Here is a 17,851-nt window from a genome sequence, read left to right on the forward strand (position 1 = left end):
GGCTGTTCTTCGGGCCCGTTCGGTTCCGTCCAGCGCTCGGCGCCGGGCTCGTCACACTCCGCTCACCAGGCCGGCGTTCCGCGCCGGTACCGGCGGGTCGGTCAGCAGCCGGGCCAGCCGGTCCGCGAACCGCGCACGCGCGGCGCCCAGGTGGAAGAAGTGCCCGCCCTCGAAGCGGTGCAGCCGGAAGCCGGCGGCGGCGCGCTCCCGCCAGGCGAGCGCGTCACTCTCGCTCACCAACGGGTCTGCGGCGCCGTGGAAGATCTCGATCGGGCAGGACAGCGGTGCGCCGGGCGCGGTGTCGCGGCTCGCGCAGAGCCGCAGGTCCCCTCGGGTCAGCGCCACTGCGGCGGCCAACCAATCCGGGTAGTCGAGCAGTTGCCGCGACAGGCCGCCGATGTCGAGCATGGTGCGCACCAGTTGGTCGTCGGACCCGGCGTAGGCGCTCACGAACGCGGCCGGCAACTGCGGCGCCCGGCACGCGCCGGCGATCAGCCGCAGCGGCGGCTCGGCTCCTCTGGCCTGCCGGACCGCCAGCAGGTCGTGCGCCACCAGCGCGCCCATGCTGTGGCCGTAGCAGGCGTACGGTCCGCTGAGGTACGGGTCGAGCTGCTCGTCGAGCTCGGCCACCAGCTCGGCCATGGTCCCGGGCAACCGGTCCCCGATCCGCCCCTCGCGGCCGGGCAGTTGGACCCTGAGGACCTCGACGCTCGGCGCCAGGGCCCGGCGCAGCGCGGTGTAGGCCGCGGCGCCGCCGCCCGCGTGGTGGAAGCAGAAGAGCCGGGGCCGTCCGTCCGCCACGGGGCGGGAGGCCAGATAGGCGGTGGCCGGCTTCGGCCCGCCGAGCCGGTCCGCCGTCAGTCCTGCTGTCACGGTGTGCCTCCCCCGGATCGTCATCACGTCATGCTCAGCGGGGATGGTTAACCGGCTCTAAGGCGGACCTTCCCCAGGCCCTGGGCCGCGACGGCCGCGACCCGGGGCGCCCTCGGCCGGACAGACCGAGCACGGCACCCCGGGTCGCCGGGAGTCAGAACGGGCGGGTCACTGGGCCGCCGGTCCGCTCGACAGGCTGGCCGCCTGCCCGGCGGGGCAGAGCTCGATCCACCCGTTGAGGGACTTGCCCATCTTGGTGATCTGGAAATGGCGCTTCCCGATCATGCCCTGGTACTTCCCCTCCACCCCGATCACCGGGAGGTACTGCCAGCTCCCCGTCTCGGCCTCGGTGATGTCGTAGAACCCCGTCGTCTCGATGACACCGTCGGAGAACTCGATCCGCTCGTCGGAGAATTCGGCCAGGTCCCCGCCCGGGAGCGTCAGCGGGACATTCGCCTTCCCGTACAGGGTGGCGACTTTCTTGCCCGTAGAGTCGTAGAGGTAGTCCAGATAAGTGGAACTGCCGCCGATGCTGTGCGGGTAGGGGCCGCCGAGATCGCGAACCGAGCCGTCCAGGATCGTCTCGGTCATGTCCTTCATGGTGATGCACGTCTGCCCGGGGGCCGGCGCCGCCGCCCCGGCCGCGGCGGCATCGATGCTGGTCGGCCCGACCAGTACGGCGGCGGTGGAAAGCGCCGCCACCAGGGCGGCGAGCGCCGCCAGACCAGTGCGTGAACGAAACCCGAAGGCCATGGCCTTCCTTCCCTCGCCGTCGTCTGCCTCCCGCGTCCGCCCGCCCCCGGCGGCCGGATCACGGCTGCTGCCGCCGGGAGGCTAGCCATCGACGCTAAAGCCGTCCTTACGCCTGCGGCGGCAGCCCGAAATCCCGACCCCCGCATTTCCGGAGTGGGTGCCTAAGCGGCGCGAAAGTCTTCCTTTAGCCCCGTTCGAAACTCTTCTGCGGGGCTGCCGCCGCCACAGCTTCGCGCAGAGGAGAGGGACTTGACCGAGACCACAGGCGCGTTTCCAGACTTTCCGATGGCCCGCGGGTGCCCGTTCCAGCCACCCGCCCAATACGCCGAACTGCGTGCCGAGCAGCCGGTGTCCCAGGTCACCCTGCCCAGCGGCAGTACCGCCTGGGTGCTCAGCAGCTACGAGCTGGTCCGCGAGTTCCTGGCCGACCCGCGGGGCAGCGCCGATCGCACCCTGCCGGCCTACCCGTCCATGCTGCCCCGCCAGCCGGTGTCGAGCGCGGAGGCGAAGGGTCTGCTGACCTGGATGGACCCGCCGGAGCACACCACTCACCGGCGCATGCTGGTCAACGAGTTCACCACCAAGCGGGTCGCGGCGATGGCACCGCACATCCAGCAGATCACCGACTCCTGCCTGGACGAGATGCTCCGCACCGGCGGACCGGTCGACCTGGTCCAGTCGCTCTCGCTGGCCGTGCCGTCACGGGTGATCTGCGAGCTGCTCGGGGTGCCCTACGACGACCGGGAGTTGTTCGACCAGCGCACCAACGTCATCCTCAACCACCAGAGTTCGGTCGAGGAGCGGATGACCGCCTGGCGCGCGCTGCGCGGCTACCTGCGTGACCTGGTGGCCGGCAAGGTGGCGCAGCCACAGGACGACCTGCTCAGCCGGCTGGTGAAGAAGTACCAGGAGGCGGAGATCTTCGACCTGGAGACGCTCACCGGTCTCACCAATTCGCTCCTGGTGGCGGGCCACGAGACCACGGCCAACATGATCTCGCTGGGCACCGTCTTCCTGTTGGAACACCCGGACGTGCTGGCCGATTTCAAGGCCCGGCCGGAGACCGCCCCGCAGGTCGCCGAGGAGTTGCTGCGCTACTTCAGCATCGCCGACTACTCGACCAGCCGGGTGACGACGGCCGACATCGAGATCGGCGGCGTCGTCATCCCCGAGGGCTCGGGGGTGATCGCCCTCAACTCGGCGGCCAATCACGACGAGACGGTCTTCGAGAAGCCGGCCGAGTTCAACGCCCACCGGGATGCGCGCCGTCAGATGGCCTTCGGCTACGGCATCCACCAGTGCCTCGGTCAGAGCCTGGCTCGGCTGGAACTGGAGATCGTCTACACCACCCTGTTCCGCCGCATCCCGGACCTGCGGCTGACCGTTCCCGCGGAGCAACTGCGGTTCAAGCACAACGCGGCCTTCTACGGCATCTACGAGGTGCCCGTCACCTGGTGAGGCCCGCGACCTCAGCCCGACAGAGAAGAGGGAACCCATGCCCCTGGGCCTGCGCCCCCGTGCGCCACGACGCCGGGCGGCCGTGCTGCTCGGCGTCGTGGCGCTCGCCGCCGGCACGGTGTCGTGCGGGAGCCGGGCGGCGGAGCCGCAGGCCCGCCCCGGCTGCATCACCATGAAGAACCTGCGCGAGCAGCAGATCGGCGAGGTCGCGGGTCCGCTCGGCGGAAGTACCCCCGGTGTCGGCGACAGCGGGGTCTACCTGCGGGAGCTCTACGACGGCGGCACCAGCCCCGCCGCGACCGTCTACGGCGCCGGCGGCGTGCAGTTGCGCCAGTCCGACGGCCACCTGCTGGCCTACGCCGACGAACAGATCGTCTTCGACGACGGGACGGTGCAGGCCCAGGGGTTCTACGACCTCACCGATGCGACGGCGGGCGGCTCGCAGTACATCCCCACCATCGGCGCCACCGGGGTGTTCCACAACAAGGCGGGCCGCCTCACCTTCCGAACCGTGCAGCCGGGCCGGGAGTTCAGCGCCGAGATCCAGATGTGCCCCACCGGGATGTTCGGCTGACCAGACACTGATCGGAGCGGAAATGACCGGACGAGCGCGCACCGCGCTGGCCTTCCTGGCCGCGTCGCTGCCCATGCTGATGGTCTCCCTGAACAACCTCGTCGTCACCAACGCGCTGCCCGAGATCAGCCGTGACCTGTCGACCGACGTGGCCCAGCTGCAGTGGGTGGTGAACGGCTACATCCTCGCGTTCGCCGGCCTGCTGCTCACCGCCGCAGCGCTCGGCGACCGTTACGGGCGGCGGACGGTCTTCCTCTGCGGGATCACCCTGTTCGCCGCGGGTTCGATCGGCTGCGCGCTGTCGCACTCGGTGGCGACCCTGGTGGCGGCCCGGGTGCTCCAGGGCGTCGGGGCGGCAGCGGTGCAGCCGCTGTCGCTCACCCTGGTCGCCGAGGCCGCCCCGGCGAACCGGCGCAGCGCCGCCATCGGCATGTGGGGTGGCGTCAACGGTCTCGGCGTGGCACTCGGGCCGCTGGTCGGCGGTGCCGTCACCGAAGGCATGTCCTGGCAGTGGATCTTCTGGGTGAACGTGCCGGTCGCCGTGGTGGCGATCGGCCTGGTGCTGCGGGTGATCACCGAGTCCAAGGGGCGGGACGCCAGCCTCGACCTGCCCGGGATGCTGCTGGTGACCAGCGCCGTGACGCTGGCGGTGTGGGTGATCGTCCAGGCCGGCCGGGCCGGCTGGACCTCCCCGGTGGTCGTGCTGGGGGGCGCGGGCGCGGCCGCCCTGCTGGTGCTGTTCGTGCTGTGGGAGCGGGTGGCCAAGGCACCGCTGCTGCCGCTGCGCTTCTACCGGGTGCGGGCCTTCGTGCTGAGCAACGTCGCTTCGCTGGCCATGTTCTTCGGCGTGTTCGGCTCGATCTTCTTCCTCGCCCAGTACTTCCAGGGACCGCTGGGTTTCTCCCCGCTCGCCGCGGGACTGCGCACGCTGCCGTGGACGGCGATGCCCATGGTGGTCGCACCACTGGTCGGACCGTTCATCGACCGGATCGGCGGCGGGCGGCTGATGACCGCGGGTCTGCTGCTCCAGGCCGGTGCGCTCGCCTGGATCGCCTGGGTCGCCCGGTTCGACCTGGACTACGGCGCGCTGGTGCCGGCCCTGCTGGCCGCGGGGGTCGGCATGGGGCTGGTGTTCGCCCCGACCATGGCGGTGGTGTTGGGCTCGGTGCAGCCGCACGAGGCCGGCAAGGCGTCCGGGGCGAACAACACCATCCGCGAGGTCGGCGGAGCGCTCGGGATCGCCGTGCTGACCACGGTCTTCCACGCCCACTTCGTCGACACCAGCGACCTGTACAAGCTCCGCGCCACCCTGCTGTCACCGGTCGACACCGCGCAGGCGTTCGTCCGTGGGATGCGCTGGGTGATCTTCGTGGGTGCCGCGGTCGTCGCGCTGGGCGGCGTCGGTGCGGCCTGCATCCCGCGCCGGCGCGCCGAGCCCGCCGGCCCCCGACCCGACCAGATGCCACAGCCGGACCGGTCACGACCGGACGAGCCGCAGCCGGGCGTGCGGGCGGCCGCCGGCTAGCGCGGGGCGACGTTGACAACCGGGGCGGCCGCCCCGTATTTTTCTGATGGGGCACCAATCTCTCTGCCCTCTGCGGGAGTTGCCCGGTCACCCGACCACGGCCCCAGCCGCGTCCGCCCCCGGGCCGACTACCCGTCAGCGACGTCGCCTACCTAGGAGCGCGCGAAAGCATGGCGAGGGCGAACAAGACGACCGGGCTCGAACCGGAGCTGCGCAGGCTGATGTGGATCCTCATCATCGGCACCAGCGCGGCGTTGCTGGACACCACGGTCGTCAACGTGGCGATCGACACGATGCGGCAGTCCCTGAACGTGCCGGTGTCGATGATCCAGTGGGTGAACACCGGCTACCTGCTCGCTCTGGGCATGGTCATCCCGTTGACCACCTGGGCCGTCGGCCGGTTCGGTGCCAAGCGGATGTGGCTGTTCTCGCTGGCCGTGTTCCTGCTCGGCTCGGTGCTGTCCGGTCTGTCGTGGGACATCGGCAGCCTGATCGCGTTCCGGATCCTGCAAGGTGTCGGCGGCGGCCTGCTGGTCCCGATCATGCAGACCCTGCTGGTCCAGGCCGCCGGTCCGCAGCGGATCGGACGGGTGATGGCCGTCGTCGGCATGCCCGCCATGATCGTGCCGATCCTCGGGCCGTTCGTCGGCGGGCTGATCATCAGCAATCTGAGCTGGCGCTGGATCTTCTACATCAACGTCCCGATCTGCCTCATCGCCATGTACCTGGCCTGGCGCGGACTGCCCCGGTCCACGGCGCGCAGCAGCAAGCCGTTGGACGTCCGCGGTCTGCTGCTGCTCTCCCCCGCGCTGGCCGCCCTCCTCTTCGGGCTCTCCCAGATCAGCGGGCACGGCGGCTTCGGTCGTCTCCAGGTACTCGCCCCCCTGCTGGCCGGCGCGGCGCTGCTGGCGGTGTTCGCCCGACACGCGCTGCGCACCGAGGAACCGGTGGTCGACGTACGGCTGTTCAGGATCCGCTCGTTCACCGGCGCGGCCGTGCTGCTCTTCATCTCCGGCCTGTCGCTCTACGGCGTGCTGATGCTGCTGCCGCTCTACTACCAGCAGTTGCGCGGCTACTCGGCGCTGACCACCGGTCTGCTGCTGGTTCCGCAGGGCATCGGCGGCATCCTGACCCGGGGACTGGCCGGGCGGTTGACCGACCGGCTCGGCCCGCGGCCGGTGGTGCTGGTCGGCATGGCCGTCACGGCCCTGGGCACCGTGCCCTTCGCCCTGGGCCAGCCGCACGCGAACAACGTGCTCCTCGACCTCTGCCTGGTCGTGCGCGGCGCCGGTCTCGGGGCGGCCACCGTCTCGGTCATGGCCTCGGCCTTCCAGAGCATGCAGCCCTCGCTCGTGCCGCATGCCAGCAGCGCCACCCGGATCGTGCAGCAGGTGGGCGGGTCGTTCGGCACCGCCCTGCTCGCTGTCGTCCTACAGGGCCAGATCGCCGATCACGCGGCGGACCCGGCCGGGCGCGCCACGGCGTTCGGCACCACCTTCCTGTGGACGATCGCCTTCGCCGTGCTCTCCCTGGTCCCGGCGCTGCTGCTGCCCCGGCGGGCGGCGAAGAGCGCCGGCACGAGCGCTCCGACACCCGCGACCGTGAGCACGTCGAGCGCCGAGTAGCCCAAGCCGCGGACGGCGGCGCGGCGGCAGCGCGGGCGGCCCCGGGGTGGTCGAGCACCACCGCACGGGACCGCCCGCGTACTGCTCCCGCCCTTCGGACGCTACTGAGCGGCGATCGTCTGCAGGGCCCCGATCAGCTGCGGAAGCATTCCGGCAGCCGTGGCCCCGCCTATCGAGTTGGAGTAGTCGTGCCACTCCACGATCCGCCCGTTCTGCACGCGCAGCACACCGATCGAGGCGTTGAAGTCGAAGGGCTTGCCGGTGGTGGTGTTCACACCCTTGATGGTGAACTCCATCGTCACGACCTCGGGGTCGCTGCCCGGGTAGTAGACCGGGTCGAGTTCCTGGATCTGCAGGGCACTTGACGCCGGGCTGGAGCTGGCAGCCGCGAAGTACTGGAGGATCGCGTCCTTGCCCACGATGCACTGCGGCGCACCGGGAAGCGCGAACTTCGGCAGGTACACGGCGTTGTCGGCGAAGACGTCGGGCATCACCTTCGTCACCACGCTGGTGGCGATCTGCTGCGCCACCTGGAGCGGAGTCGCAACGGTGTCGTCCGTGACCGCCTGGGGGACGGTCGGGGCCTGGGGGGCGGTCGGGGCCGCCGCCCTGGCCTGCGTTGCACCGAACACGGCGGGCACCGCCACGGCGGCCCCGGCGCCGGCGCGCATGAAGTGTCTTCGGGCGATGTGCATGCATACCTCCGGAGATGGGTGAGTCGAGCCGGACGGGGAACCGTTCCCCGCGGCCGGCAACGGTCCGGGCGCCGGCGGCACCGGCGCCCGGTGGCACCAGACGTACCGTGGCGCCAGACGTACGGGCGGCCCCCGCGAGCCGTGGTACGTGCTCGCAGAGACCGCCCGTGCGAGATGGGTCGGTCGAAGTCGGCGCCGGCTACTGGGCGGCGATCTTCTCCAGGACCGAGATCAGCTGGGGCAGCGTGCCCGCGGCCGTGGCACCAGCGATCATGTTCGGGTAGTCGTGCCACTCCACAATCCGGCCGTGGCGCACGCGCAGCATGCCGATCGAGGAGTTGAAGCCGAAGGGCTTGCCGGAGTTGTTGTTCACACCCTTGATCGTGAACTCCATGACCACGACCTCAGGGTCCTTGCCCTGGTAGTAGGCCGGCTCCAGATCCTCGATCTTCAGGATCCCCGAGGCCGGGCTCGAACTGGCCGCCGCGAAGTACTGGAGGATCGCGTCCTTGCCCGCGATGGACTGCGGTGCACCGGGAAGCGCGAACCGCGGCACGTACACGGCGTCCTCGGCGAAGACGTCGGGCATCACCTTCGTCACCACGCTCTTGGCGATCGCCTCGGCGACCTCAAGGGGCGTCAGGACCTTCTGATCATCACTCATGACAGTTCCCCTGCTCGGCATTTCTGTTCGTCGGGGGCCGGTGAGCCTGCGGCAGATAACCGGAACGGCTGGCCCGGTTACGGATTATGCGGGGCCCTCGCCCCGGTAGTCAATGGTCTTCCGCCCCGCTCGCCGGCGTGGGCTTCAGCCCTAGCGCAGCCGCAGCGCCCGGGAGGGGCAGAGGGACACCGCCTGCCTGACGTTCGCCTCATCAGCGGGTCCCGGCTGCCGCAGCAGCACCACGAGACCGTCGTCGTCGTCCTGGTCGAACAGCTGCGGGGCCATCATGGTGCACTGACCGGCCCCCGTGCAGACATCCCTGTCAACCTCAACACCCATACTCTGCCTCTTCTTTGAAGGCCTACTCGTTGAGGCCTCAGCCGAGCCGGTTCGGACTCCAGCGGGCCCCATCGTCAGCAGCCGACTCCAAAGGCCCGCTAAAGCCCCAGGTCAACGGCGGGACGCCGGGCACCACCCGGACAGCGCAGGCACCGGCCTTCGGGAGGTTTAGGCACGGTTTAGCGCAGCCCCCCATCCTGACTGCCGGACTGCGGCGTCGGCCCGATCCGGGCGAGGCCGCAGACAGGTCGCAGCCGCAGAGCCGGAGGTACGGATGCCCATCGCCCGCAGGTCGTTTCTACGCGCCGGAGCCGGTGTCACCGCATTGGCGACGCCAGGACTTCCCGGTCTGCTCAGCACCCCGCGAGCGCGCCGTGCCACCGCCCCCTGGGGGAACCTCAGCGGCCAACTGACCGGCACGCTGGTGCTGCCCGCCGATCCCGGCTACGCCGTGGCCAAGCAGCTGCACTGGACGGAGTTCGACGGGGTGAACCCGAGCGCCGTCGCCTACTGCCAGTCGGCCGCGGACGTCGCCGCCTGCATACGCTTCGCCCAGGACAACGGCCTCCCGCTGGTGCCGCGCAGCGGCGGCCACAGCCCGGCCGGCTACTCCACCACCACGGGCCTGGTTCTCGACGTGTCCCGGCTGAACTCGGTGCGGCCCGACGGGGCGACGGTGAGCGTCGGATCCGGTGCTCAACTAGTGGACGTGACCACCCAGTTGGCACCGCTCGGGCTGGCCGTGCCGGGCGGTTCGTGCCCTACGGTCGGCGTGGCCGGGTTCTTGCAGGGCGGCGGCTTCGGCCTGCTGACCCGGCACTACGGCATGGGCTGCGACCGCATCGTCTCCGCCGAGGTGGTGCTGGCCGACGGGACCACGGTGGTCTGCTCCGCCAACCAGGAGCCCGACCTCTACTGGGCGCTGCGCGGCGGTGGCGGCGGGAACTTCGGTGTGGTGACCCGGTTCGAGCTGAGCCCGGTGGCCGTCACCCAGTTGAGCCTGTTCACCCTGACCTGGCCCTGGGCGAACGCCGCCGCGGTCATGGGCGCCTGGCAGGACTGGATCATCGGCGGCCCACGGGAGTTGGCCAGCAACCTGACCGTGGCGCTCTCCGATGCCGCCCCCGGCAACGTGCCGGTGGCGATCGTGGCCGGAGCGTGGTCCGGGGATCCGAACGCGCTCGGCGCGGTGCTGGATCAGCTGGTCTCACTCGCCGGCGCGGCCCCCGCCACCAGGTCCGCCACCGCCTACTCGTACCACGACGCGATGCTGACCACCTACGGCTGCTCGACCATGAGCGTCGAGCAGTGCCACACGATCGGCGCCACCTCCGGGGGCCAACTGGCCCGGGGCAACTACCTGCTCGCCCGCAGCCGGATGGTGAGCAACCGGATACCCCAGACCGGGGTGGCGCAGATCCTGGCAGCGTTCGACTCGGCCCGGGCCGCCGGTCACGGCCGGACCGTCAACTTCGCGGCGCTCGGCGGCGCGGCCAACGACCCGGCCAGGACCGACACCGCCTACGTGCACCGGGACACCCAGTTCCTGCTGCTGATGGCCGACTCGCTGCCGACCGGCACGCCGACCCCCGGCGACCAGGCCGCGGCCGAGGCCTGGGCGGCGAACGGTTTCGCGGTCATCGACGCCTACTCCAACCACGAGACGTACCAGAACTACCCCGACACGGCTCTGCCGGACTGGCGCACCGCCTACTACGCCGAGAACTACCCCCGGCTCGTCGCGACCAAGGCCCAGTACGACCCGTACCGCTTCTTCCAGTTCGGCCAGGCCATCGACTGACGTCCGGCGCCGTTCGGCATTCCTCCGCTCCCTTCGTTCTGTCCAACCGCTCCGCTCGCTCCAATCGCTCTAGGAGACTTCATGGTCGAGGTGACCACCTCAACGGCCCACTCCGGGGGCCGCGCCTTCCCCGAGGCACGGACCTGCCCCTTCCAACCGCCGAAGGGCTTCGCGAACCGGGCCGACGACGCGCCGCTGCAGCGGGTGACGCTCTACAACGGGACCTCGGCATGGCTGGTGACCGGCCACGCCGAGGCGCGCCAACTGCTCACCGACTCCCGGCTGTCGGCCAACTCGCGCGCCGACGGCTACCCGTTCGTCGCGCCCCGGATGGAGGGGATGAAGGCGCAGCCGCCGTCCTTCATCGGGATGGACCCGCCCGCCCACACCGTCCACCGCCGCATGCTGATCCCGGACTTCAGCGTCAAGCGGATGCGCGCGATGCGGCCCGGCATCGAGCGGGTCGTCGAGGAGTGCATCGACAGGATGCTGGCGATGCGGCAACCAGTCGACCTGGTGACCGAGTTCGCCCTGCCGGTGCCAGCCATCGTGATCAGCGACCTGCTCGGCGTGCCCTATGAGGACCATGCGTTCTTCGAAGAGCACAGCCTGCAGATGGTCCAGGCCACCACCCCCGAGGGCTCCAAGGCCGCCGGGGCGAAGCTGGCCGGCTACCTGAACGAGCTGATCTCCAAGCAGCAGGAGTCGAGCGGGGAGAACGAGGGGGTGATCGGCCGACTCGCCGTCGAGCAGGTCGGCAGCGGCGCCCTGGCCCACCACGAGTTGGTCCAGATGGCCATGCTGCTGCTGGTCGCCGGGCACCAGACCACCGCTTCGATGATCTCGCTGAGCGTCGCCGCGCTGCTGGAGCACCCCGAACAGCTCGCGATCCTGCGCGCCGACCCCACGAAGCTCCCGGGCGCGGTGGACGAGCTGCTGCGCCTCCTGGCGATCACCGACGTCGCCGCCATGCGGGTGGTGACGGCGGACATCGAGATCGCCGGCCAGACCATTCGCGCCGGTGAGGGCGTCGTGGTGTCGAGCACGCTGGTGAACCGGGACCAGAAGGTCTTCCCCGACCCGGACAGCCTGGACATCCAGCGCGACGCCCGGCCGCACATGGCGTTCAGCCACGGCGTCCACCAGTGCCTGGGCCAGAACCTGGCCCGGCTGGAGATCGAGGTCGCCCTGGAGGCGCTGTTCCGGCGGATCCCCACGCTGCGCCTGGCCGAACCCTTCGCGAGCCTCCCGGTGCGCGGCGCCGGGGACGTCCAGGGTGTGCACACCCTCCCGGTCGCCTGGTGACGCCGACGAACCACGTCCAGCCGACGAACCACGTTCATCGGCCCCGTCCGTTCCGGACGAGGCCCATCCCGGATCTCAGGGAGCATCAGTGAACCTGCACCAACCGCTGTCCGACGCCGTCGCCCGCATGGCCACGGTGGTGGGCTCGGTCGACCCCGCCCGGCTGTCCGCGGCGACGCCCTGCGCCGAGTACGACGTGCGCGGCCTGGTCAACCATCTGCTCTTCTGGGCACCGATCATCGAGGGAGTTGGCCTGCACAAGACCGCTGTCATCGACCGGGCGGCCGAGGGCCGCGACGACCACACCGGTGGCGACTGGCAGGCGGACTACCTCGGCTGGCTCGACCGGATCGACCGGGCCTGGGCGAGCGACTCGGCCTGGGAGGGCACGGCCACCCTCGGCCCGGCCACCGTGCCGGCGGCGGTCATCGGCGAGAAGACGCTGGTCGAACTGGCGGTGCACGGCTGGGATCTGGCCCGCGCCACCGGGCAGGAGTTCCAGGTCACGGACGCGGTCGCCGACCACGCCAACCGGATCATCCTGGCCACCGCGGACGAGACCCGGGCGATGCGCATGTTCGGCCCGCCGGTCACCGTCCCCGCCACGGCCTCGGCGCTCGACCGCGCACTGGCCTGCAGCGGCCGCGACCCCCAGTGGGACCGTCCAGGGCTCGGCTGACCCCGGCCGGGGCCCGGACCCCGAACAGCACAACGGCCGCCGAACTCCTCGGCGGCCGTTGTGCTGTCTCCCGGGTCCGGTGCCTGGGCTTACTTCGCGAGCGACTCGGCGAACGGCTTGAGCATCCCGGCGACCTGCGCGCCGCGCAGCATGCTGGGGTAGTCCCGGTAGTGCACGATCTTGCCGTCGCGCACCCGGATCACGCCGACCGACGACAGGAAGGTGAACGACTCCCCACTGCTGTTGTTCTTGCCGTCGATGGTGAACTCGACGGTCACCACCTCGGGGTCGGTACTCTGGTGCACCTCGGCCGAGACCCGGTTGAACTCCATCACCTTCGACATCGGGTTGTCCCGCACCAGCAGCGCGCGGACCTCGTCGATCCCCGTGTACGTCGAGGGGGCGCCGGCGAGCGAGAAGGGCAGCTCGTACACACCGTCGGCGGCGAACTCGTCGACGAACGCCGCCCGGTCCTTGACCTCCATGGCCTTGCGCAGCCGCTCGACGACCTCCACAGGGGTCGCCGCCGAGCCGTTGGTCGCTTCAGTCACGAAACACTCCCAGATAGCTGCCTGCACCCGGTTGCCCCGGGCCCAGGACCGGTGGAAAACTTGAGAAACAACTCCGCTTGACAATACGGAGAGGATCCTCCGGATGTCAAGCAGTCACACCCTGACCGGCCCGAGGAGGCGGTATGACATCCGGCAGCACCACACCCGCGCCGGTGGGGTCCCAGCGGGCCGACGCCCGGCGCAACCGGGCGCACATCCTGACGGTCGCCCACCGGCTGCTGGCCGCCGACGGCATGCGGGTCTCCTTCGACGACCTGGCGCTGCACGCGGGCGTCGGAGTCGGCACGGTCTACCGGCACTTCCCCACCAAGAACGACCTCTTCCGCGCCGTCCTCGCTGACGGGATCCGCGTGCTGACCGACGAGGCCCGCCGGCAGTCGCAGGCCGGCGACCCGGCGCAGGCACTGCTCGACTTCTTCCGCCGGATGACCGAGCAGGCCATGCTCAACAAAGCGCTCTGCGAGGGGCTCGAGTCGCTCGACGGCGATCCGGGCCTGCGCAGCGCCCCGGAGGCCGAGCGGGACTTCCTGGCCGCGCTCGGCGAGTTGCTGGCCCGCGCCCAGGCCACCGGCGCGATCCGCACCGACCTCGACGCGGCCGACGTGCGCGCCCTGGTGGTGGGCGCGGCGACCACCGAGCGGGTCCGGGCCGACAGCGCGCGCCCCGGCCGCCTGGCCGCCCTGCACAGCGCCATCCTGCGGGCCGACCCGCCGGGCTCCCGGCCGCTTGTCACGAACCGCCCGGGCAGCGCGGCGTTCCATAACGAAAGCGGCGGCTCCGACCACCTGAGTAGCGAAACGTTTCATAACGAAACCGGAAGTGGAACCGAGCCCGGTCGGTGGAACGAAACCCCGACCGGCGGACCGGTGGGCACCGTTCACTGCGAGGTGTGCGGCCGCCCACTGCGGCTGGCACCCACGGGACGGCGCGCCCGCTTCTGCGGCGCGGCCTGCCGCCAGAAGGCCCACCGGCAGCGCCACGGCAATCGCGTCGGCACCCCCTGAGCCGGGCCGGAGCCGCGGTCAGCGAGCCGGACGGTCAGAGCTCCCGCTCGCGGCTGCCCGCAGGCCGTCACACATGACGCTCAGCACCCGGTCCGCCAGCTGCTTGTCGTCGCTCTCCTGGTGGATGGCGAGGAAGACGCCCCGCAGCAGCGCCATCAGGTCGTTGATGTCGATGTCCGAGCGAACCGCACCGATCTGCTGACCTCTCGACAACAGTTCCGCGATCGCGGACCGCAACTCGCGGTTCACCTCGGCCAGGTTCGCCGTGACGTCGATGCCCGCACCCGCGAGCGCGTCGATCAGGTCCTTCTTCGCCGCACTCTCCCGAGTCAGGTGGATGACGAAGTCGAAGAGCGCCTGGTCGTCCCGCCCGGCGAGGGCCAGCTCCCGGGCCTCCTCCACCAGGCTCTGCATCCGATGCAGAATGACCGCGTCGAAGAGCGCTTCCTTGGTCGGGAAATGCCGGTAGACCGTTCCGGCACCGACCCCCGCCCGCCGAGCGATCTCGTCCAGCGGGACCAGCAGGCCGTCAGCGGCGAAGGCCTCCTGAGCCGCCTTCAGCACGCGCGCCCGATTGCGCCGGGCGTCCGCTCTCATCGGGGGTGTCGACTGCGCGTTCACTCTGGTCCTCCTCGGATCGTGGCCGGTCAGGCGCGGCTCCCGCGGTGATCACTGCAGCCGGATTGGCACGTCACAGGCTAGTACACGGCTCGCCGGGCCCCGTGAGCCCGGCGAGGACGGCGCCTTGCGGCACCTCGCCACCGTGCACGCCGGCCCAGGCGCTGGGGCCGAACGACAGTTGGCGCCGACGGCCGCCACCCCCGGGCGGTACTACCGTCGACGCCAACCGCCCTGCGACCACTACGCGTTATCGTTCACGCTGTCGGCCGCGAGCAGCTCGAGGAGCTTGGGGAGCATACCCAGGGCCTTCGAGGCGACGATCGGGCAGATCGGCCAGCTTGCTCCCGGCGGGGTCCAGCGCGGCGGCGAGGAAGCGTTCGACCACCTCACGCGCGGTCGAAGTGGCTTGGCTCTGCTCCGTCATGACCGACTCCAGCTCAGCGATCAGCAGTTGGGCTCCAGGCAGCCGTATCGGAACGAGCGCCCCGATTGGACGATACGGGGCGGTCTCTCCGCTTGTCAACGAGTCCCGGCACCACCGCCGGCCCGCCCAGCTCAGCTCTCCCGGATCCGCAGCGCCCTGGCCGGGCACATCGAGACGACCTCCCTCAGCTTGGTCCGGTCCGCCGCCTCGGGACGGCGCAGCAGGACGACCAGCCCGTCGTCCTCGTCCTGGTCGAACAGGCTCGGCGCGGTCAGCGCGCACTGACCGGCGCCCACGCAGGCATCGCGGTCGATGTCGACGTCAACGTCCATTCGTGCAAGGCTCCTTCACAGTGCCGGCCGGGCGGATCCCGGACCGGCCCGGGGTGCTCAGCCGGCGAGTCGGCCGAGCAGGTAGGCGGCGAGCGCCTCGGGGGTGGGGTGCTCGAACACCGTGCGGGGCTCGACCTCGATGCCGAGTGCGTCCTGTAGGCCGTTGCCCAGTTCGAGGACGGTCAGCGAGGTGAACCCCAGCTCCAGGAAGTTCCTGGTGCCGTCGATCTCCGCCGGCGTGCTGCCCAGCACCGCGGCGACGTGCGAGTCGACCAGGTCGAGCAGCGCTCGCTCGGCGGCCTCCGCCGACAGCCCGGCCAGGCCGGCCCGCAGCGCGGCCGGATCGCGGCCCTCGGTACCGCCGACCGCCGCCTGCCGGGCGCCCGGCAGGTCGGCCAGCAGGCGCGCATGACCGGCGGGGAAGGCGTCCCAGTCGATGTCGGCGGCGACCAGCGTGCCCGGCGCCGTGCGGACCGGCAGCCGGCCCAGCACCGCACCGGGGACCAGCGGGCGCAGTCCCGGCGCCAAGCCGGCGGCGGCGGCGGCGGCGGCCCACGGTCCCCAGGCGAGGGCGGTGCCCGGCAGTCCGGCCCGGCAGCGCCGCCGGACCAGGGTGTCGGCCAGCACGGCCAGGGTGGCGGTGCCGGCTTGGTCAGCGGCACCCAGGACGCCGTCGAAGCCGGTGAAGACCGCGAAGACCTCCAGGCCGCTCTCCCGGGTGAGCTCGTCCAGGGTGCGGATGGCGGCGGCCTCGGCCAGGCCGTCGGCCGCGCTCGGGCCGGGCGTCCCGACGCAGAACACGGCGGTCAGCGCCGGCAGCGTCTCCCGGTCCGCGCCCGCCGACGTCCTCACTCGGCAGCCCAGCGCGCCGAGTTCAGCCACCAGCTCGGCCGCAGCGTCCTGAGCACCCGTCAGCAGCAGTTCCTCGGCGCCCTCCCGGGCCAGCCAGCGGGCGACCTCCGCACCGAGCCCTTGCATGCCACCGTGCACCAGGACCGTCCCGTGCGGGCGCCACCGCTCGGTCCCGAGGCCCTCGGTGGACACCTCGACCAGGCGGCGGGTGAAGAGGCCGGAGGCGCGGATCGCCAACTCCCGTTCACCGCTGGCTCCGGACAGGACGGCGGCCAGCCGCTGACGCGCCCGGGTATCCAGCACGGCGGGCAGATCCAGCAGGCCGCCGGCATGCAGCGCGCTGCCCTCGGCCGCCACGCGACCCAGGCCCCACAGCGCGCCGCCCTCGGTTTCGGCCGGCTCGTCCAGGTGGTCGGCGGCCACCGCATCCGCGGTGGCCAGCCAGAGCGGCGCGTCGATCCCAGCGGACTCCAGCGCGGCCAGCAGGCGCGTGGTCGCGGCGAGCGCCGCCGCCCCGGGCCCGTCGCCCACGGTGCCGACGGCGAGCAGCGAGAGCACGCCGACCAGCTGCGGGCCGACCGGCTGCGGGCTGGCCGGCTGCGGGCCGGCTGGGACGGCGAGTTCGTCCAGTGCGTCCGGGCTCAGCCGGTGCACCGTCGCGCCGTGCCGGGTCAGGGAGTCCACGATCCCGTCGACCAGCTTCTCGTCCCCGCCCGCCTCGGGGGTGACCACCAGCCAGGTCCCGGAGAGCGTGGCGGCCGCGGGCTCGGGCACCGGGCGCCACACCTCGCGGTACCAGCTGCGGCGGTGCCGCCGCCAGGAGGCCAGCGCCGGGACGATCTCGCCCAGCGCCGCCCGGCTCTCCCGGGGCAGGCCCAACTCGGCCGCGAGGGCAGCGAGGTCGTTGCCGTCCACCGCCTGCCAGAAGCCGGTGTCCTCGGCGGCGGCCTTGGCGGGCGCGTCCAGCCAGTACCGGCGACGGCGGAACGGGTAGCCGGGCAGGTCGACCGGACGCCCGCCGGCCGGCAGCACCGCGTTCCAGTCGAGCGACCGGCCCTGGACGTACAGCCGGGCCGCCGCCAGCGCCACCGCACGCGGCTCGGCCCGGTCCCGTTGCAGGGTGGCGACGACCGTGCAGTCGCGGTCGTGCCCGAGGCTCTCGCTGGTCAGCGGCGTGAGCACGGCGTCGGGGCCGAGTTCCAGGAAGGTGCGCACGCCCTGGGCGTGCAGGGCGCGGACCCCGTCGGCGAAGCGCACGGCCTGGCGCACGTGCCGCACCCAGTAGTCCGGACTGCACAACTCGTCCGGGTCAGCGATCTCACCGGTCACGTTGGAGACCACCGGCAGCAACGGCGGCCGGAACTCCACCTTCTCGGCCACCGCCCGGAACTGCGCCAACATCGGCTCCATCAGCGGCGAGTGGAACGCATGGCTGACGTTGAGCCGGCGCAGTTTGCGGCCCTGCGCGGCGAGCGTGCCCGCCAACTCCTCGACGGCCTCCCGCTCGCCGGAGACCACCACCGAGGTGGGCCCGTTGACGGCGGCGATCCCGATCCGTTCCTCCCGACCCGCCAGCAGCGGAAGGATCGCCTCCTCGGCGGCCTGAACAGCGAGCATCGCGCCATTCGTAGGCAGGGCCTGCATCAACCGCCCGCGTGCCGCCACCAACGCACACGCATCCGCCAGCGACACCACCCCCGCCACATACGCCGCCACCAACTCCCCCACCGAATGACCACCCACCACATCCGGCAC

The 17,851-nt window shown here is 71.6% G+C and carries 17 protein-coding genes; 8 read left to right on the forward strand and 9 right to left on the reverse strand.

The features are described 5' to 3' along the window. Nucleotides 1-51: 51 nt before the first annotated feature. Both P3T41_RS30620 and P3T41_RS30625 read right to left on the reverse strand, forming a co-directional pair. A complete protein-coding gene (locus tag P3T41_RS30620; RefSeq protein WP_280693823.1) occupies nt 52-873 on the reverse strand; it encodes an alpha/beta fold hydrolase in 822 nt (273 codons plus the stop codon). A 168-nt stretch (nt 874-1,041) separates the two neighbouring features. After that, nucleotides 1,042-1,626 carry a hypothetical protein gene (locus P3T41_RS30625; RefSeq protein ID WP_280693824.1) on the reverse strand — a complete coding sequence of 195 codons (585 nt, stop codon included), beginning with the start codon at nt 1,624-1,626 and terminating at the stop codon, nt 1,042-1,044. 249 nt (nt 1,627-1,875) lie between these two features. Here P3T41_RS30625 and P3T41_RS30630 point away from each other — a divergent pair, with 249 nt between their 5' ends. The 4 genes from P3T41_RS30630 (at nt 1,876) to P3T41_RS30645 (ending at nt 6,808) form a co-directional block, all read left to right on the forward strand. Next, complete coding sequence (locus P3T41_RS30630; protein WP_280693825.1) at nt 1,876-3,084, forward strand: cytochrome P450; 1,209 nt, start codon at nt 1,876-1,878, stop codon at nt 3,082-3,084. 37 nt (nt 3,085-3,121) lie between these two features. Continuing rightward, a complete protein-coding gene (locus tag P3T41_RS30635; RefSeq protein WP_280693826.1) occupies nt 3,122-3,658 on the forward strand; it encodes a hypothetical protein in 537 nt (178 codons plus the stop codon). A 22-nt stretch (nt 3,659-3,680) separates the two neighbouring features. Continuing rightward, a complete protein-coding gene (locus tag P3T41_RS30640) occupies nt 3,681-5,183 on the forward strand; it encodes an MFS transporter (protein ID WP_280693827.1) in 1,503 nt (500 codons plus the stop codon). A gap of 170 nt (nt 5,184-5,353) precedes the next feature. Next, on the forward strand, nt 5,354-6,808 hold the full coding sequence (locus P3T41_RS30645) for an MDR family MFS transporter (RefSeq protein WP_280693828.1): 1,455 nt from the start codon (nt 5,354-5,356) through the stop codon (nt 6,806-6,808). Nucleotides 6,809-6,909: 101 nt separating this feature from the next. Here the strand turns inward: P3T41_RS30645 and P3T41_RS30650 are convergent, their stop codons facing one another. The 3 genes from P3T41_RS30650 to P3T41_RS30660 all read right to left on the reverse strand — a co-directional run bounded on the left by P3T41_RS30650 (nt 6,910) and on the right by P3T41_RS30660 (nt 8,506). Then, nucleotides 6,910-7,503, reverse strand: coding sequence for a nuclear transport factor 2 family protein (locus P3T41_RS30650; RefSeq protein WP_280693829.1), 594 nt, complete (start codon nt 7,501-7,503; stop codon nt 6,910-6,912). Nucleotides 7,504-7,702: 199 nt separating this feature from the next. Further along, nucleotides 7,703-8,167, reverse strand: a complete 465-nt coding sequence (locus tag P3T41_RS30655) for a nuclear transport factor 2 family protein (protein ID WP_280693830.1) — start codon at nt 8,165-8,167, stop codon at nt 7,703-7,705. Between the two features lie 150 nt (nt 8,168-8,317). Continuing rightward, nucleotides 8,318-8,506: a ferredoxin gene (locus P3T41_RS30660; protein ID WP_280693831.1), complete on the reverse strand. Its 189-nt coding sequence runs from the start codon at nt 8,504-8,506 to the stop codon at nt 8,318-8,320. A 274-nt stretch (nt 8,507-8,780) separates the two neighbouring features. Here P3T41_RS30660 and P3T41_RS30665 point away from each other — a divergent pair, with 274 nt between their 5' ends. The 3 genes from P3T41_RS30665 (at nt 8,781) to P3T41_RS30675 (ending at nt 12,291) form a co-directional block, all read left to right on the forward strand. After that, on the forward strand, nt 8,781-10,307 hold the full coding sequence (locus P3T41_RS30665; RefSeq protein WP_280693832.1) for an FAD-dependent oxidoreductase: 1,527 nt from the start codon (nt 8,781-8,783) through the stop codon (nt 10,305-10,307). Nucleotides 10,308-10,388: 81 nt separating this feature from the next. Beyond that, nucleotides 10,389-11,612 carry a cytochrome P450 gene (locus P3T41_RS30670; RefSeq protein WP_280693833.1) on the forward strand — a complete coding sequence of 408 codons (1,224 nt, stop codon included), beginning with the start codon at nt 10,389-10,391 and terminating at the stop codon, nt 11,610-11,612. Between the two features lie 88 nt (nt 11,613-11,700). Continuing rightward, on the forward strand, nt 11,701-12,291 hold the full coding sequence (locus P3T41_RS30675) for a TIGR03086 family metal-binding protein (RefSeq protein WP_280693834.1): 591 nt from the start codon (nt 11,701-11,703) through the stop codon (nt 12,289-12,291). Nucleotides 12,292-12,380: 89 nt separating this feature from the next. Here the strand turns inward: P3T41_RS30675 and P3T41_RS30680 are convergent, their stop codons facing one another. Next, the gene (locus P3T41_RS30680; protein WP_280693835.1) at nt 12,381-12,842 is read right to left on the reverse strand and encodes a nuclear transport factor 2 family protein; all 462 of its coding nucleotides are present in this window, start codon (nt 12,840-12,842) and stop codon (nt 12,381-12,383) included. A 143-nt stretch (nt 12,843-12,985) separates the two neighbouring features. On the opposite strand from P3T41_RS30680, the gene P3T41_RS30685 reads away from it, so the two are divergent. Beyond that, nucleotides 12,986-13,867 (forward strand): TetR/AcrR family transcriptional regulator, encoded by an 882-nt coding sequence (locus tag P3T41_RS30685; protein WP_280693836.1) that lies wholly within the window; start codon nt 12,986-12,988, stop codon nt 13,865-13,867. Nucleotides 13,868-13,885: 18 nt separating this feature from the next. On the opposite strand, the gene P3T41_RS30690 is transcribed toward P3T41_RS30685, so the two are convergent. The 3 genes from P3T41_RS30690 to P3T41_RS30700 form a co-directional block, all read right to left on the reverse strand. Then, complete coding sequence (locus P3T41_RS30690) at nt 13,886-14,488, reverse strand: helix-turn-helix domain-containing protein (protein WP_280693837.1); 603 nt, start codon at nt 14,486-14,488, stop codon at nt 13,886-13,888. A 555-nt stretch (nt 14,489-15,043) separates the two neighbouring features. Continuing rightward, nucleotides 15,044-15,244, reverse strand: coding sequence for a ferredoxin (locus P3T41_RS30695; RefSeq protein ID WP_280693838.1), 201 nt, complete (start codon nt 15,242-15,244; stop codon nt 15,044-15,046). A gap of 57 nt (nt 15,245-15,301) precedes the next feature. Beyond that, on the reverse strand, nt 15,302-17,851 hold the full coding sequence (locus P3T41_RS30700) for an acyltransferase domain-containing protein (RefSeq protein ID WP_348533708.1): 2,550 nt from the start codon (nt 17,849-17,851) through the stop codon (nt 15,302-15,304).

The organism is Kitasatospora sp. GAS204B (assembly GCF_029892155.1).
Lineage (GTDB): Bacteria > Actinomycetota > Actinomycetes > Streptomycetales > Streptomycetaceae > Kitasatospora.

What these genes read in the sequence shown, in the direction of transcription:
- P3T41_RS30685 (WP_280693836.1), top strand. Translation starts at nt 12,986, where the DNA reads ATGACATCCGGCAGCACCACACCCGCGCCGGTGGGGTCCCAGCGGGCC.
- P3T41_RS30665 (WP_280693832.1), top strand. Translation starts at nt 8,781, where the DNA reads ATGCCCATCGCCCGCAGGTCGTTTCTACGCGCCGGAGCCGGTGTCACC.
- P3T41_RS30695 (WP_280693838.1), bottom strand. Translation starts at nt 15,244, where the DNA reads ATGGACGTTGACGTCGACATCGACCGCGATGCCTGCGTGGGCGCCGGT.
- P3T41_RS30655 (WP_280693830.1), bottom strand. Translation starts at nt 8,167, where the DNA reads ATGAGTGATGATCAGAAGGTCCTGACGCCCCTTGAGGTCGCCGAGGCG.
- P3T41_RS30660 (WP_280693831.1), bottom strand. Translation starts at nt 8,506, where the DNA reads ATGGGTGTTGAGGTTGACAGGGATGTCTGCACGGGGGCCGGTCAGTGC.
- P3T41_RS30650 (WP_280693829.1), bottom strand. Translation starts at nt 7,503, where the DNA reads ATGCACATCGCCCGAAGACACTTCATGCGCGCCGGCGCCGGGGCCGCC.
- P3T41_RS30635 (WP_280693826.1), top strand. Translation starts at nt 3,122, where the DNA reads ATGCCCCTGGGCCTGCGCCCCCGTGCGCCACGACGCCGGGCGGCCGTG.
- P3T41_RS30645 (WP_280693828.1), top strand. Translation starts at nt 5,354, where the DNA reads ATGGCGAGGGCGAACAAGACGACCGGGCTCGAACCGGAGCTGCGCAGG.
- P3T41_RS30625 (WP_280693824.1), bottom strand. Translation starts at nt 1,626, where the DNA reads ATGGCCTTCGGGTTTCGTTCACGCACTGGTCTGGCGGCGCTCGCCGCC.
- P3T41_RS30670 (WP_280693833.1), top strand. Translation starts at nt 10,389, where the DNA reads ATGGTCGAGGTGACCACCTCAACGGCCCACTCCGGGGGCCGCGCCTTC.
- P3T41_RS30640 (WP_280693827.1), top strand. Translation starts at nt 3,681, where the DNA reads ATGACCGGACGAGCGCGCACCGCGCTGGCCTTCCTGGCCGCGTCGCTG.